At 38.1% G+C, this 16167-nt stretch carries 11 protein-coding genes; 9 read left to right on the top strand and 2 right to left on the bottom strand.

Annotated elements, in window-relative coordinates; translation table 11 throughout:
* Positions 1-2 precede the first annotated feature (2 nt).
* Positions 3-1112, top strand: a complete 1110-nt coding sequence (locus ACTJKN_RS08845; protein WP_440824183.1) for a PepSY-associated TM helix domain-containing protein — start codon at positions 3-5, stop codon at positions 1110-1112.
* 48 nt (positions 1113-1160) lie between these two features.
* Here the strand turns inward: ACTJKN_RS08845 and ACTJKN_RS08850 are convergent, their stop codons facing one another.
* Positions 1161-1583, bottom strand: coding sequence for an SRPBCC domain-containing protein (locus ACTJKN_RS08850; protein ID WP_440824185.1), 423 nt, complete (start codon positions 1581-1583; stop codon positions 1161-1163).
* A 462-nt stretch (positions 1584-2045) separates the two neighbouring features.
* Here ACTJKN_RS08850 and ACTJKN_RS08855 point away from each other — a divergent pair, with 462 nt between their 5' ends.
* On the top strand, positions 2046-2327 hold the full coding sequence (locus tag ACTJKN_RS08855) for a SelT/SelW/SelH family protein (protein ID WP_440824186.1): 282 nt from the start codon (positions 2046-2048) through the stop codon (positions 2325-2327).
* A gap of 88 nt (positions 2328-2415) precedes the next feature.
* Here the strand turns inward: ACTJKN_RS08855 and ACTJKN_RS08860 are convergent, their stop codons facing one another.
* Positions 2416-2598: a hypothetical protein gene (locus ACTJKN_RS08860; RefSeq protein ID WP_440824188.1), complete on the bottom strand. Its 183-nt coding sequence runs from the start codon at positions 2596-2598 to the stop codon at positions 2416-2418.
* 341 nt (positions 2599-2939) lie between these two features.
* Between ACTJKN_RS08860 and ACTJKN_RS08865 the strand changes: the two genes are divergently transcribed.
* The 7 genes from ACTJKN_RS08865 to ACTJKN_RS08895 all read left to right on the top strand — a co-directional run bounded on the left by ACTJKN_RS08865 (position 2940) and on the right by ACTJKN_RS08895 (position 16135).
* On the top strand, positions 2940-6935 hold the full coding sequence (locus ACTJKN_RS08865; protein WP_440824190.1) for a two-component regulator propeller domain-containing protein: 3996 nt from the start codon (positions 2940-2942) through the stop codon (positions 6933-6935).
* A 143-nt stretch (positions 6936-7078) separates the two neighbouring features.
* On the top strand, positions 7079-8401 hold the full coding sequence (locus ACTJKN_RS08870; protein WP_440824192.1) for a BNR repeat-containing protein: 1323 nt from the start codon (positions 7079-7081) through the stop codon (positions 8399-8401).
* A 17-nt stretch (positions 8402-8418) separates the two neighbouring features.
* On the top strand, positions 8419-10590 hold the full coding sequence (locus tag ACTJKN_RS08875) for a family 43 glycosylhydrolase (protein ID WP_440824194.1): 2172 nt from the start codon (positions 8419-8421) through the stop codon (positions 10588-10590).
* Positions 10590-11723, top strand: a complete 1134-nt coding sequence (locus tag ACTJKN_RS08880) for a glycoside hydrolase family 88/105 protein (protein WP_440824195.1) — start codon at positions 10590-10592, stop codon at positions 11721-11723. Before ACTJKN_RS08875 ends, ACTJKN_RS08880 begins: the two co-directional genes overlap by 1 nt.
* Before the next feature lie 16 nt (positions 11724-11739).
* Complete coding sequence (locus tag ACTJKN_RS08885; protein ID WP_440824197.1) at positions 11740-12987, top strand: DUF2264 domain-containing protein; 1248 nt, start codon at positions 11740-11742, stop codon at positions 12985-12987.
* A 76-nt stretch (positions 12988-13063) separates the two neighbouring features.
* Positions 13064-14185: a glycoside hydrolase family 43 protein gene (locus tag ACTJKN_RS08890; protein ID WP_440824199.1), complete on the top strand. Its 1122-nt coding sequence runs from the start codon at positions 13064-13066 to the stop codon at positions 14183-14185.
* A gap of 108 nt (positions 14186-14293) precedes the next feature.
* The gene (locus ACTJKN_RS08895; RefSeq protein WP_440824201.1) at positions 14294-16135 is read left to right on the top strand and encodes a glycoside hydrolase family 35 protein; all 1842 of its coding nucleotides are present in this window, start codon (positions 14294-14296) and stop codon (positions 16133-16135) included.
* Positions 16136-16167 lie beyond the last annotated feature (32 nt).

The following is a 16167-nucleotide window of genomic DNA, read 5'->3' on the forward strand; positions in this document are numbered from 1 at the left end:
CAATGAAGAACAGGAATTTTAAAAATACCATCAGGAACATTCATCTCTGGCTCGGCCTGGCGACTGGCCTGGTGGTATTTATTATTAGTGTAACTGGTGCGCTGTATATCTTTGAAGAAGAAATCAGAGATTTTACACAAAAAGATTTCCGCTATGTAGGGCTTCAACAGAAGCCTTTTGTAGGTTTAGATCATATCATTTCAAACTTCGAAAAGTTATCACCCAAAGATCAGTTAAGGTTGATCAGAATTGAAGATGGGTTCTCAAATGCTACGGTAGAGATTACCACCAAAAAGGGCATTGTTTACTATTTTAACCCTTACAATGCAGCTTTGATAAAAAAGGGTGGCGAAGATTGGCTTCAAGTTGTAGAGCGTATTCATACCTCCCTGTTGCTGGGAAAAACAGGAAAGTTTATCATGCAATGGTCGGTGGTTATTTTTGTGCTAATGCTGATAACAGGACTGGTGCTTTGGTTTCCTGGTCAAATGCGATTATTAAAACAATCTTTAACCATTAAAAGAAAAGCCTCTTTTAAACGGCTAAATTACGATTTGCACAACGTACTGGGCTTTTATGCATCAGTTGTGCTATTGGTTACTGCTTTGAGTGGTTTGTATTTTGCTTTTAAGGAGGTGAAAAATGCAGCTAGCTTTTTTACCGGGAGCAAATTGGGGCAAGGCAAATCCATCGTTTTAGCCAAACCTATACAGATCGATTCGGTACCTTTACGTTACAATAAAATTTATACTGAAGCTAAAATTAAATACCCTGGAGCTATTTCCACTAGTTTTTCGCTGCGTGGTAAAGGTGAACTGCGGTTAAGAATGATTTATCCCTACCGCTGGGCACGCAACCAGAATACATTTTTTTATGAAGAAGCTACAGGCGCAATGATCAGGGCTAAACTGTATAAAGATTTTAATGGGGCCGATTTAATAGAAGCCACCAATTATGATCTGCACACGGGCAGACTTTTGGGCCTTCCGAATAAAATTCTTTCTTTTTTAGCAGCTTTGGTTGCAGCAAGTTTGCCAATTACTGGTTTTATCATCTGGTGGAAGAAAAGGAAAAAGCCCAGGAAAGCTAAACCCCTTCTGACCTCAAGGTAAATCGAAATCCAAGTCGCAGTGGGACCAGTTCTGTATTAAAACTTAAAGTCATTTAATAAATTGCTCTGCATATGCTTTAAGCTGGTTCAGTCCCGATTGACAGAATTCCCGTTGCATGGTCAAATCAAGGTTTGCAACAGGTTCAAAGATTTCGGTAACTGTAACGGGATTATTTCCTGTAAAGGTGATCAGGCTTTTCCGCTTATCGTCTAATGTGTAAGCAATTCGCTCATGTTCAATAATTTCAGTATAAGTTCCGCTAAAATCAAAATTTTCGGTTCCGTCTTTTTTAGCCATAACGTATAAAAAACCACCTCCTTCTATCAGGTTATTTTCAATTTTCTTATTGATCCATTCATCTGATGGAGCATTCCACTTGGCAATATGTTCAGGCTCATTCCAGATTTTCCAAATCAGACTAATGGGTTTATATATCTGAATACTGGCAGTTAAAGTATTCTTAAAATCCATGGCGCTTTAATTTTTTATAAAAATAACTGCTTGTACGTACAATTAAATGGTCATTAAAGACAAATTTAGAGGTGATTTGAGCAGGGATTTAAAAGAACCTAAAATAAAAAACAGCCATTTTTATATCTGTTTTTCAGACTTAGGGTGTATGATTATCTAGATGAAGCAAACAAAAATTGCATCATTGGTGTACTTATAGTTCCTCTAACACGGGAGTAATTGGAAAGGGGTAAACATGGATGTGGTTACCCTTTTCTCTTTTAACAACATTTTAAACAGCTAACTTGTTTAGTTCATTTTGTTCAATATTCTTTGTCTGAATCCTAAATTAACAACAATTGTTTTACAACAAAGAACAAAAGAGAAGACACATTAGACCATGCTTAATTGGTTTCAACAGCCATTTAACATCTCCATTTTTCATCCCTCCATATTTTTTGTACCCTTGTAAAAAAAATAAAAATGGAGAAACCACTTGTTAATATAACTTATTGCCCTAAATGCGGCTGGATGTTGCGTTCGGCTTACATGGCACAAGAAATTTTAACCACTTTTGTTGATGAAGTAAAAGGCGTAGTTTTAATGCCGAGTGAAACATCGGGCGTTTTTACCATTCATGTTGGCGAGAAACTAATTTTCGATAGAAAGCAGATGCAACGCTTTCCCGAAATTAAAGAATTAAAACAGCTTATTCGTGATGAAGTGAATCCAACCATGAACCTTGGACACTCTGATGTTAAATAGTAAACATTTAAGTTTAAAATCTAAATAATTGACCGATAGTTGGTAGGCTACATGATCATCTCAGTCGCGAATAGGATTTTGTAAATTGTTATCTTAAAGCCAAGATCAGTTTGCCTGATTTGATTCTGAAATAGTAGGTTAAAGAAGTTCTGCTTCTTAAAACTTCAATGGTTTTAATGGCGCCAGAACTGCCCCATGTGTCAGAAATAAGATCACCAACTTTCAGTTGTTCCAGCCTATGGATGGGAGTCAATGCATCAATAAGTGTCATAGTAACAAAAATAAGCCAATATATTTTTTTTAGATGGGACTTTTGTTTCAAAATATACATTTCACGTTTATGTGTAATGATAAATACCACGGTTTATGTCTGTAAATGAGTAGGTGTTGTAGGCTGAATTATTAAAATGTAGGTGGAATAACATCAAGATAGGACAGCGCTGTTTTAATGTAGGAGAAATATTACGATTTTTACTATTTAATCCTAAACAATAGCCAATAGCTGAGTTTTAGGAAAATATGTATATTCGTTTCCTGCCATGCATACCACGGTACGGTTTCTCTATGTTCCTTATTCAGAAAAAAACTGCTTGCTTCATATTTTTTTTATGGATGGGCGCAGTTGTTTGTTTTGCCCAGTCTACAGCTATCCGCCTTAAATATTTGGGTGTAGAAAGTGGCCTGTCTAATAATGTGGTAAACTCTTTGTATTTAGATCATTTTGGGTTTATGTGGATGGGTACCTATGATGGATTAAACCGTTACGATGGCTATCATTTTAAGGTTTTTAGAAATGGCTGGGGAGATGAACATTCATTGGTAAATAACCATATTACGGTACTGAATGGTGATGCGAAAAACAAGGTTTGGGTAGGGACGCAAAAGGGCGTTTCTTACTATGATTACGCCGATTCCAAGTTTCATCAATTAATTTATCTAGACAAGGGAAGAAAAAATGAAGTAAGTTATGCCATTAATTCCATTGCAATAAGTAAAGCTTTAGCTGTTTATGTAGCTACAGAAGAAAAAGGCCTGTTTATGCTCGGAAAGAATAGCAGCATAGCAGAACGGATCCCATTTGGCAAAAACTTTGATTTTACTGTAAAGGCTTTATATGTTGATGAACAAGAAACCCTATGGCTCTTTATAAAAGATGTAGGGCTTTGCAGATATGATCATGATAAACATAGACTTCGATTAGTAACTGCCGCTGTACGCTCAGTAACATGCATTACAAAAGGCACTAACCAAACACTCTGGGTTGGAACAGAGCACGGACTTTTTCAATTTGATAAAGCCAATAATAGCCTCACCAGGTTTAACCAGCATTTAAGCAATGAGAATATTATGAGTTTGTTGTTTGATCGGCAACAAAAACTCTGGATTTCGACTGATGGGGGAGGAATTGCTGTTTACAATACAAAAAATCAAAAAACAAATTACCTATCTGCAGGAAAAGAAAAAGGCTTATTGAGCAGTAATTCTGTCGCCCAGGTTTACGAAGACCGCGAATCCAGAAAGTGGATCGCAACCTTACGTGGTGGGGTTAACATCGTCGATCCGGAAAATGAGCAGTTTACCACCATTAAACATGATCCATTAAAAAGCAATTCCTTAATTAATAATTTTGTACTCTCCTTTAGCGAAGATGAAAACAAAAACATTTGGATCGGGACTGATGGGGGTGGTTTAAGTGTTTGGAACAGAAAGCAAAATACTTTTGCTAATTATGCCAAAACCAGCGATCCAAACGCTCTAACCAGTAATTTCGTTACCAGTATTTTAAGCGATGCAGATCACAACGTTTGGGTGGCCAGTTTTAGTGGCGGGATAGATCGGTTTAATAAAACAACTGGGAAATTTGTTCACTATAACTGTTATAATACCTTTAAAGGCGTTGATGATATTAATATTTGGAAGCTTTATCAAGATAAACAGCAAAATATTTGGGTAGGTACCACAAAAGGTGGTGCATTGTATCGTTACAATAAAGGCGCCGATAAATTCGAGCTTTTTGACCATAAACTAAAAGATATCCACAGCTTGTTCCAGGATTCGAAAGGTAGACTTTGGGCAGGGAATTATACCGAACTGATCGAAATCGATCCAATAAACAAAAAGCATAGCTATACGAAGATCAACTTTGCCATTAGAGCCATCCAGGAAGATTTTCATCATCGAATATGGATCGGTACCGAGGGCGGAGGTTTATTGCTTTTTGATCCGGAAACCAAAAAAATAAAGCGATACATCCAGAGTGATGGATTGCCAAGTAATTCGGTGCTCAATATCCTTCAGGATGCTCAAGGTAATTTATGGTGTAGTACCTACAATGGTTTATCAAAATTTGATGTTACACATAATAGCTTTAAAAACTATTATGCCACCGATGGCTTACAAAGCAATCAGTTTAATTATAATGCTGCATTAAAACTTGCAAACGGTAACTTTTTGTTTGGTGGAATTGGTGGCTTCAACTTGTTTTCGCCCGATAGCATTAAGAAAAACAAACGGATACCAAAAATGGTGCTGACCGATTTTAGGATCAATAATATTCCGCTCGATCAGGATTCTGGTTATAACGATATCTCTGTTGTTAATTTGGCACGCATAGAAATTCCATTTAGTGCTGCGGTGATTTCTATAGATTATGCAGCAATAGAATTCTCTTTTCAGGATCAGATTTCTTACGCCTATTACCTCGAAGGTTGGGATAGAGACTGGAATTATGTAAACAAACTAAGCACAGCCTATTATTCCAGGTTAAATGAAGGTGAGTATAAACTGCACATTAAAAGTACAGATACCGAAGGTGCCTGGAGCAACAATGAAAAGATTGTAATAATTAAGATTTTACCCCCTTGGTACCGCACCTGGTGTGCCTATACCATTTACATTATTATAGGATCTTCCCTGTTTTATCTTTTTCAGACCTATCGCAACCGCCAGAGAAGATTAAAACACGAGGTAGAGATTACCAATCTTAAAATGGAGCGTGAAAAAGACCTGAATGAGAAAAAACTGAATTTCTTTACCAATATTTCGCACGAGCTGAGAACGCCATTAACCTTAATTGTTAATCCGATTAAAGATATTATCCATAAGAAAGACCCAGGGCAAGAGAAAAACGATTTAAATATTGTTTACCGTAATTCGAGGCGTTTGTTAAGCCTGGTAGATCAATTACTATTATTTAGAAAAACGGAGAGTGAGAACGACGCCTTGAAGATTGTGAGGATCAACCTCTACAAATTTACAAACGAGATTTTCCTCTGCTTTAATTATTTGGCAAAGCAGAACCATATCGAATATACTTTTGAGTGCGAGGAAGAAGAATTGGATATTTATGCAGATAAAGACAAACTCGAAATTGTTTTCTTTAACCTGCTTTCTAATGCACTTAAATTTACCCCAAAAGGCGGTTTTGTGAAATTTAGTGTTAAAACCCTCGGTATGCGGGTACAGATTGAGGTGAGCGATAGTGGTCCGGGCATACCGGCGCATGTGGGTGAAAAGCTGTTCGATAAATTTTATAAGGTAATGTCGAACGAATCGCTGAAGATGGGTTTCGGTATTGGTCTTTACCTGGCCAAAAACTTTGTAGAATTGCATAAAGGGAAAATTTCGTTCCGCTCCAATCAGGGGATGGGAACCATATTTTTGATCGATATTCCGGTTGGGGAACCAAACCTGCAGCAAAGTGGTGTTTTCCAAAACGAATTAACTTATGTAAACGAGCTCATTGCGCAAGAGGAAGAAGCAGAAAATAACGATGCCGAGAATGTGGGCAACCTCGAATTGCTCATTTCAGATTTACACTCGATTTTGGTTATTGATGACAATCCCGAAATTATTGATTATATCAAGCATATTTTTCAGGATAATTTCAAAATTTATAAGGCTGAAAATGGTACAGATGGACTGAAACTCTGTAAAGAATATTTGCCTGATATCGTAATATCTGATGTAAATATGGATGGCCTTAACGGTATCGAACTCTGTAAGGCGATTAAGGAGGATTCTGCCTTGAGCCATATTCCGGTAATTCTGTTAACCGGCGACCCTAGTCCGGAGGTAAAACTTAAGGGAATCGAAGTTGGTGCCTACGATTTTATCAGTAAACCCTTCGATAAAGAGCTTTTTACAGCCAAAATTAATAGTATTATTAAAAACAGAACCAATCTTCAGTCTTATTTCTATAATGAAATAACCTTAAAAAGTGATGCCCATAAAGTATCCCAGGAGGATAAGGGATTTCTTCAAAAGTGCATTACCATTATAGAAGAAAACCTGATGGAAGACAGTTTTAATGTAAAAATACTGGCATCTGATCTTGGAATGAGCCATTCTAATCTCTACAAAAGGATCAAGGCCACTTCAGGCCAGTCTATAAACGGTTTTATCCGTTTTATCAGATTAAGAAAGGCTGCCGAATTGTTAATAAATACCAATTTAAATATTAACGAAGCTGCCTTTAGAGTAGGTATAAATGATAGTAAATATTTTAGAGAGCAGTTTCAAAAACTGTTTAAATTAACGCCATCAGAGTTTATTAAGAAACACCGAAAAAGTTTTCATAAATATTATAATATTAATGCCACAACATAAAAGTTACGCTATTTTAGGCTTTTAAAGGCGTTTATCTTAAAACGCCCCCTGCAAAGTATGATTTAGCCCCCTGTGTAAAGCTTAAAAATTTCGGTACTTCGGCTTTCACCAAATGTAAGAAACAGAGCAGCCTAAACCGCATAATGTATCAATCTCTAAATAAAAGTATATTTCTAATCTGTGCATTCATTGGCATTAACCTGATGAGTGTTGCACAAGAAACACAACTGAGTACTATTGCCAGTAACGGCTGGGCAAACAACTCTGTAAATACTGTTATTTTTCGTAAAAATTCTTTAATCAGCTTTAAAGATAACCAGTATACTGCTTATTATGATCAAGAACAAAATGTAGTATTGGCCAAACGCAAAATTGGCTCAACCCGTTGGATATTAGTTACCACGCCCTATAAAGGCGATGCCACCGACGCTCATAAATCAATTAGTATCATGGTAGATGGTGATGGCTTCCTTCATATTGCCTGGGGCCAGCATAATAACAATCTAAACTATGCCAAATCAGTTTCAGCAGGTTCATTAACTTTAGGGAATAAAGAAGTTATGCTTTCCGTAAAGGAAAATAAAGTCAGTTATCCTGAATTTTATAAGCTGGCCAATGGCGATCTCTTGTTTTTTTACCGCGATGGGGGCTCTGGAAATGGAAACCTGATGATAAACCGTTATAATCTGAAGACCAAGAAATGGACACGTGTACAGGATGGAATGATTGATGGCGAAGGACAGCGAAATGCATACTGGCAGGTAGCAGTAGATCAGGTTGGAACCATCCATTTATCGTGGGTGTGGCGCGAAAGCCCTGATGTAGCCAGTAACCATGATTTATGTTATGCCAAATCAACTGATGGAGGTTTAACCTGGTTAAAATCTACCAATGAAAAATATAGTCTTCCCATTACTGCCGCCAATGCAGAATATGCATTTAAAATTCCGCAAAAAAGCGAGCTGATTAACCAGACATCGATGTTTGCCGATGCCAAAGGCAAGGTATTTATTGCTGGCTATTGGCGTGGAGCGAATGAAACCGGTCCTCAGTATCACCTCGTTTTTAAAACAGATGGGAATTGGGAAGTAAGCAACCTTAATTTTAGAAAAACGGCTTTTAGCTTAAGTGGTACTGGTACAAAACAGATTCCAATTTCGCGGCCACAGATTATTGTATGGTCAAATGGCGGACATTATGCTGCAGGTTTATTGTTTAGGGATGCTGAACGTGGAAACAAGGCATCTATTGCTTTAAACGATCATCTTGGATCAGAAAACTGGAAAATTAAAGACCTTACCGAAACAAGTATGGGCGATTGGGAACCCACTTACGATACCGAACTTTGGAAAAATAAAGGGGTTTTGAGTCTGTTTATGCAAAATGTTACCCAAATAGATGGCGAAGGGAAAGCAAATCAGGCGCCAACCCAGGTACAGGTATTGGATTGGAAACCTAAAAAATAAACAGAATTACCCGGGAAATGAAACATCAATTAACAAAATATAGTATTCTTTTATTGCTGATATTTTTATCAAGTACGATAATCGCACAACCTAAAAAACGTGCTGGTCGCATGGCCGAATCAAAAGAAAACACAGCTTATTTATTTACCTGTTTCACCGGAAACGCTAAAACAGAAGAAGCAATCCGTTTTGCAGTGAGCACCGATGGTTATCATTTCAAAGCTTTAAACAACAATAATCCGGTCCTTTCTTCCGAAAAAATTAGCAGTACTGGTGGCGTTCGCGATCCACATATTTTGCGTGGCAAAGATGGCAAAACCTTTTATATGGTGGCCACCGATATGGTTTCGGCAAATGGCTGGAACTCGAACAGGGCAATGGTATTGTTGAAATCGAACGACCTGATCGACTGGACATCAAGTGTAATCAATATTCAAAAACGTTTTCCAAATAATGAAAACCTGCTTCGGGTTTGGGCCCCGCAGACCATTTATGATAAAGTGGCAAAAAAATATATGGTTTACTGGTCGATGAAGCATGGCGGGGAGCCTGATAAAATTTATTATGCTTACGCCAATGCAGGCTTTACAGATTTGGAAACAGCTCCAAAACAGCTCTTTTTTAGCCCAACCAATGGTTCTTGTATCGATGGCGACATTATTTACGATAAGGGGAAATACAATTTATTCTTTAAAACAGAAGGAAATGGCAATGGCATAAAAAAAGCAGTTTCCGATCAGCTAACCACAGGTTATGTGCAGCAGGATAAATATTTACAACAGACAAAAGAGGCTGTAGAAGGAGCTGGTGTTTTTAAACTCAACCATAGTGACGAATATATTCTGATGTACGATGTATATATGAAAGGCCGCTACCAGTTTACCAAAAGCAAAGATCTGGCAAATTTTAGTATAGTGGATCAAGATATTACCATGGATTTTCACCCAAGGCACGGAACTATTTTGCCTATTAATCAGCAAGAGCTAAATAGGTTGCTCAATCAATGGTATACTGTCGAATCTGTTTTGCAAAGTGCACAGAATAAGGCAATCAACCAAAATAATATTGTTTTAGATAGCATGAACCAAAAACTTTATCTGCCTGTAAATTATCGGACTGATTTAAAAGCTTTTGATCCGCAGTTTAATACCTTTAATCAAATCAGTATCACACCAAAAGGAAAATTAGATTTTACTAAAGGCCCTGTAAAAATTAAGGTAGGTATTGCCAATCAACAACCTAAAACTTATTCGGTAAGTGTAGCTGTAGCCAATAACCCTGTTTTAAAAGGTTATTACGCAGATCCGGAAATTATATATTCCAATAAAACAGGTAAATATTATATCTATCCAACCAGCGATGGTTTTAACAACTGGAGTGGTACTTATTTTAAAAGTTTTTCATCAACTGATCTCGTTAACTGGACAGATGAAGGTAAAATATTAGACCTTGAAAAAGATGTCTCGTGGGCGAAAAAAAATGCCTGGGCACCTACCATTATCGAAAAGAAAGTGGACGGTGCGTATAAATATTTCTATTATTTCACAGCAGCGCAGAAAATTGGAGTTGCTGTTGCTGATCATCCGGCCGGTCCGTTTAAGGATAGTGGAAAAGCTTTAATTTCAAGCAAACCAAAAGGAATAAAAGGCGGTCAGGAGATCGATCCTGATGTATTTAATGATCCTAAAACCAATAAAAGTTACCTTTATTGGGGAAATGGGTATATGGCTGTTGCACCATTAAATGAAGATATGGTTTCGATCGATACCAATGAAATTAAAATTATTACACCAAACAAGGGTTTTAGAGAAGGTACCGAAGTTTTTTATCGTAATGGGAAGTATTACTTCTTATGGTCTGAAGATGATACCCGGAGCGAAAATTATAGGGTACGTTATGGCTTTTCCGATTCGCCTATAGGAAAAATAACCATTCCGGATAATAACCTGATCCTGGCAAAAGATGTAGCACAAGGTATTTATGGAACAGGGCACAACAGTGTAATAAAAGTTAACGGAAAAAATGAATGGTATATGGTTTACCATCGTTTTACGCGACCAAATGGAATCTCAATGGGGAGTGCTGCAGGCTACAACCGCGAAGTTTGCATCGATAAAATGGAATTTAATCCTGATGGAACCATTAAACCCGTAATACCAACCATAAACGGCATTAAACCAATACACTAATGAATTTAAAATTGTATCAAGCGCTTTTTTTATTGTTGTTTTTTAGCAGCACAGCTGTAAATGCACAAACTTCAACTTCAAAAGAGGAAGTGCTCGAAATGATCGATCGTGCAAATACCTACTGGCAAAGCAACAATAAACCGGAAGTACGCGCTTTTTGGGATCATGCTGCTTACCATACCGGAAATATAGAGGTTTATGGAATTACCAGGAACGAAGCTTACCGTAAATATTCAGAAGATTGGGCTGTTCATAACAAATGGATGGGCGCAAAATCAACTGATAAATCCAACTGGAAATATAAATATGGCGAAACAGATGAGCATGTACTGTTTGGCGATTGGCAGATCTGTTTTCAAACCTATATCGATTTATACCACTTAAAACCCGAAGAATATAAAATTGCAAGGGCAAAAGAGGTAATGGAATACGAAATGGGCACGCCCAATAACGATTACTGGTGGTGGGCCGATGGCCTGTACATGGTAATGCCTGTTATGACCAAACTTTATAAAGTAACTGGAGACCAAAAATACCTCGATAAACTGTACGAATATTTTACGTATGCGAATAGCATTATGTACGATAAAAAGGAAAAACTTTATTACCGGGATGCCAAATATGTTTATCCGAAGCATAAAAGTGTAAACGGCAAGAAAGATTTTTGGGCAAGAGGCGATGGATGGGTGTTTGCAGGTTTAGCGAAAGTGTTAAAAGATCTACCCCTTAACGATCCACATCGGAACGAATACCTAAGCAAGTACCAGAATATGGCCAAAGCAATTGTTAAAAGCCAGCAGTCAGAAGGCTATTGGACCAGAAGCATCCTCGATCCGCAACATGCCCCTGGACCAGAAACCAGTGGGACAGCTTTTTTTACTTATGGTTTGTTATGGGGAATAAACAACGGTTATTTAAAAGAAAAAAAATATTTACCTGCAGCACAAAAAGCATGGATATATCTAACCAAAACCGCATTACAACCTAACGGTAAACTGGGTTATGTACAGCCGATAGGAGAGAAAGCCATTCCGGGGCAGGTGGTTGATGTAAATTCTACAGCGAATTTTGGCGTCGGGGCCTTTTTATTGGCTGGCTGCGAAATGTACAGCTATTTATCACACAAAAACTAAATTTTTACAGGAAAAAATGAGACTTAAAAATATTTTAATTACGGGTTTATTGATAGTATTGGCTGGTGGTTCAGTATTTGCGCAAAAGAAGACCAAGAGTACAAAAAATGTGGTTTTAACCGATCGGCAGTTTTGGTTGCAACAGATGGATAAGATGGTGAAACCTGTTTTGTATAACCTGGCTAAAGACAGCCTGCGTATTGCGATGCCAAAAATTACATCTATCCATATTGATAATAAAGAACACCGCATTAAAGTACAATATGTAGAAGTTTTGGGTAGGGTTTTAAGTGGTATTGCGCCATGGTTACAGTTAGAAGGAGGTTCTACGGAAGAGGTAGCTTTAAGGAAACAGTACCGGGAGTGGGCCATTCAAGGATTAAAAAATGCTTTAGATTCTAATGCTAAAGATTTTATGAATTTCGATATCGGTGGGCAACAACTGGTAGATGCTTCTTATGTTGCATTGGCTTTGGTACGGGCACCTTGGTTGTGGGAAAATCTGGATAAAAAGAACCAGGAACTGATGATGAAATCGATTGTTACCACCAGAAGATTCAAGCCTGTTTTTTCTAACTGGTTACTGTTTTCTGCCATGAACGAGGCTTTCCTGGCTAAGTTCGGTTACAGTTGGGATCCAATGCGCGTTGATTATGCCCTACAGCAAATGGAACAATGGTACACAGGCGATGGGATGTACACCGATGGAACATCCTTTGCCTTCGATTATTATAACAGTTATGTTATCCACCCTTATCTGGCTACTTTGGCCAATATCATTGGTGCTAAAACGAACAGTTATAAAGAGATGTTCGAGAAAATTAAGAAGCGTAATGAACGGTATGCCATCATTCAGGAAAGATTAATCAATGCTGATGGTACTTACCCTGCAACTGGTCGCTCCATCATTTATCGTGGTGCAGCATTTCATCATTTGGCCGATATGGCCTGGAGAAAAGCGTTGCCAAAACAGTTGAGTCCGGCTCAGGTACGTTGCGCTTTAACCGCCGTAATCAAAAAAACTTTAGAAAGCCCTGGTACCTACAAAAATGGTTGGTTAACTATAGGTTTATATGGCGATCAGCCCAATCTGGGCGATTTCTATAACAATCAGGGTAGCCCGTATATTGCTTCAAATATCTTTTTGCCATTAGGTTTGTCAGAAGCAGACCCTTTTTGGGCCAACCCAGCAGAGAAATGGAGTGCGCAAAAGATCTGGAGTGGAGAGAATTTTGAAAACGATCACAGTGCCAGTTTAAAATAAATAGCAGATAGCTATACAATTGAAAAAGATGTGGGTAAATTACCGTCTTTGTAACGTTAAAAATTATTTGATTAAAATGATGAATAAGAGAATCAGTTTTGTTTTAGGATTTATTGCCTTCAGTTTAGGACTAAATAGTTATGTTTCAGCACAACAAACATACACTTCTTTTACTCCCGGTAAAATTTGGAAGGATGATAAAGGTGTTCATATTAACGCCCATGGTGGAGGCATTGTCGAATATAAAGGCGTTTACTATTGGTTTGGTGAACATAAGATTGAAGGTGAAAAAGGCAATACGGCACAGGTGGGCGTGCATTGCTACTCATCAAAAGATTTATACAATTGGAAAGATGAAGGTATTGCACTTCCGGTTTCGGAAGATTTGAAAAGTGATATTGCTAAAGGCTCGATCCTGGAGCGCCCAAAAGTGGTGTACAACAAGAAAACCAAAAAGTTTGTGATGTGGTTTCACTTAGAGCTTTTAGGCAAAGGTTATGCAGCAGCAAGATCGGGTGTTGCGGTGGCCGATCGCCCAACTGGTCCATATACTTTTATCAAAAGTTATCGTCCAAACCCAGAGAAAATGCCTTTCTACGCAGCAGGAACAGCTGAAAAAGATATGGTGAATTGCCAGCAACCAGCCAATAAAAGTGATGGTTTTTTCTGTAGGGATTTACCCGGTGGACAAATGGCGAGAGATATGACCGTTTTTGTAGATGATGATGGAAAGGCCTATCATATATTCTCTTCTGAAGAGAATTTTACATTGCATTTGGCTGAATTAACCCCTGATTATTTAGGGCATACAGGCAAATTTATCAGAATTTATGTGGGGCAGCAGACAGAAGCACCAGCTTTGTTTAAGAAAAACGGAACCTACTATATGGTTGGTTCGGGCTGTACAGGCTGGGCGCCAAATCCGGCAAGATGGTTCAAAGCAAGCTCCATCTGGGGGCCTTGGACTTACATGGGGAATCCATGCCAGGGCGAAGGAGCTAAGCTAACCTATGGCGGGCAGAGTACGCATGTATTGCCAGCACCAGGCAAAAAAGGAGAGTTTATTTTTATGGCTGATAAATGGGAACCGAAAAACGCCATTGATGGCCGTTACTTATGGTTGCCAATCAAATTTGAGAACGATAAAATTTCGATAAACTGGGCAGATGAATGGGATCTGAGCGTGTTTAAAAAGTAGAAAAAAAAACAAAATTTTTATATAAATCTAGGTGATGAATTGCGTAAAAATGCGCAAACGGGATTCTTTTGTCCAAAATTCAGGTCATCTTAAAACAACTTTAAAAAAATGAAAGCAAAATTATTATGGTTGGTGGCGATATGTTTCTCCTTATCAGCTTTTGGCCAGCAAGCTAAACATACGTTTAAGCTAGGAGAAACAGACTTTCTATTAGATGAAAAACCTTTTCAGATCATTTCTGGTGAGTTACATTATCCCCGTGTACCAAAAGAGGCCTGGCGGGCCCGTATGAAAATGGCCAAAGCAATGGGGCTAAATACGATCGGTACCTATGTATTCTGGAATCTGCACGAACCACAAAAGGGCAAATTCGATTTTTCTGGTAATAACAACATTGCCGAATTTGTGAAAATCGCTCAACAAGAAGGACTATGGGTTATCTTAAGGCCAAGCCCTTACGTTTGTGCAGAATGGGAGTTTGGTGGTTATCCTTATTGGTTACAGAACGAAAAAGGCCTTGTGGTAAGAAGTACCGAAAAACAATATTTAGATGAGTATAAGAAGTATATTATCGAAGTAGGAAAACAGTTGGCACCATTGCAGATCAACCATGGCGGTAATATTATTATGGTACAGGTAGAGAACGAATACGGCTCTTACGCGGCTGATAAAAATTATTTAGATATCAACAGAAAAATGTTTATTGAAGCAGGCTTTGACGGATTGCTTTATACCTGCGATCCAGCTGCAGATGTAAAAGATGGACATTTAGACGGACTACTGCCAGCTGTAAACGGAATCGATAATCCGGCAAAAATTAGGCAATTAATAAACGAGAACCATAATGGAAAAGGCCCATATTTTATAGCTGAGTGGTACCCGGCATGGTTCGATTGGTGGGGAACACCTCATCACACCGTTCCTGCAGCGCAATACACCAAAAAGTTAGATTCTGTTTTAGCAGCAGGCATTTCGATCAATATGTACATGTTCCATGGTGGTACAACACGCGATTTTATGAATGGGGCAAACTATAAAGATATTTCACCTTACGAGCCACAAACCAGTAGTTATGATTACGATGCGCCTTTGAATGAGGCTGGAAACGCAACTGAAAAATTTAAGGCTTTTAGAAGTGTAATCGAAAAGCATCTTCCAGCAGGGCAAAGTTTACCGCCAATTCCAGCTGCTAAACCAAATATCGCAATTGCACCTTTTAAACTGGGGAATAAAGTAGCTTTATTTAATGTACTGCCAAAAGCAGTGAAGAATGCAACACCTTTAACCTTCGAGGATCTTAGCCAGGATTATGGCTATGTGCTTTACCGAACGACTATTAAGGGAGGTAAAAAAGGTGAACTTCAGATTAAACAACTACGGGATTATGCGCTGATTTTTATCAACCAGAAAAGGGCTGGTATTTTAGACCGTAGGTTAAACCAAAATACTTTGGCATTAACACTCCCGAAAGGCGATGTACAACTCGATGTTTTTGTAGAAAATATGGGTCGGGTAAACTTTGGGAAGTATCTGTTAGAGAACAAAAAAGGAATTACCGAACAGGTAACTTTTGATGGCGTCGAAGTTAAAAACTGGTCGATGTATGGCTTCCCTTTTAACAATATTAATGGCTATACTGCTAAGGCTGCCCTTTCAAAACAAAGCGGAAACGGACCAACATTACAAAAAGGATCTTTCCAAATTTCGACCGTTGCAGATACCTATTTAGATATGACCGATTGGGGAAAAGGAGTAGTATGGGTTAACGGGCACAACTTAGGGAAGTATTGGGCTATCGGTCCGCAACAAACGCTTTATATCCCTCAAGAATGGTTAAAAAAAGGTAAAAATGATATTGCCGTTTTAGAACTGATTAAACCCGATCAAAATATTTTAAAGGCAATAGGTCAACCGATCTTAAACACAATAAAAAAATTAAACGTAGACTAAACGTTTAAAAATCTTCAAAATAGGGGTTAAAG

Source organism: Pedobacter sp. 22163 (assembly GCF_052045595.1).
Classification (GTDB): Bacteria; Bacteroidota; Bacteroidia; order Sphingobacteriales; family Sphingobacteriaceae; genus Pedobacter.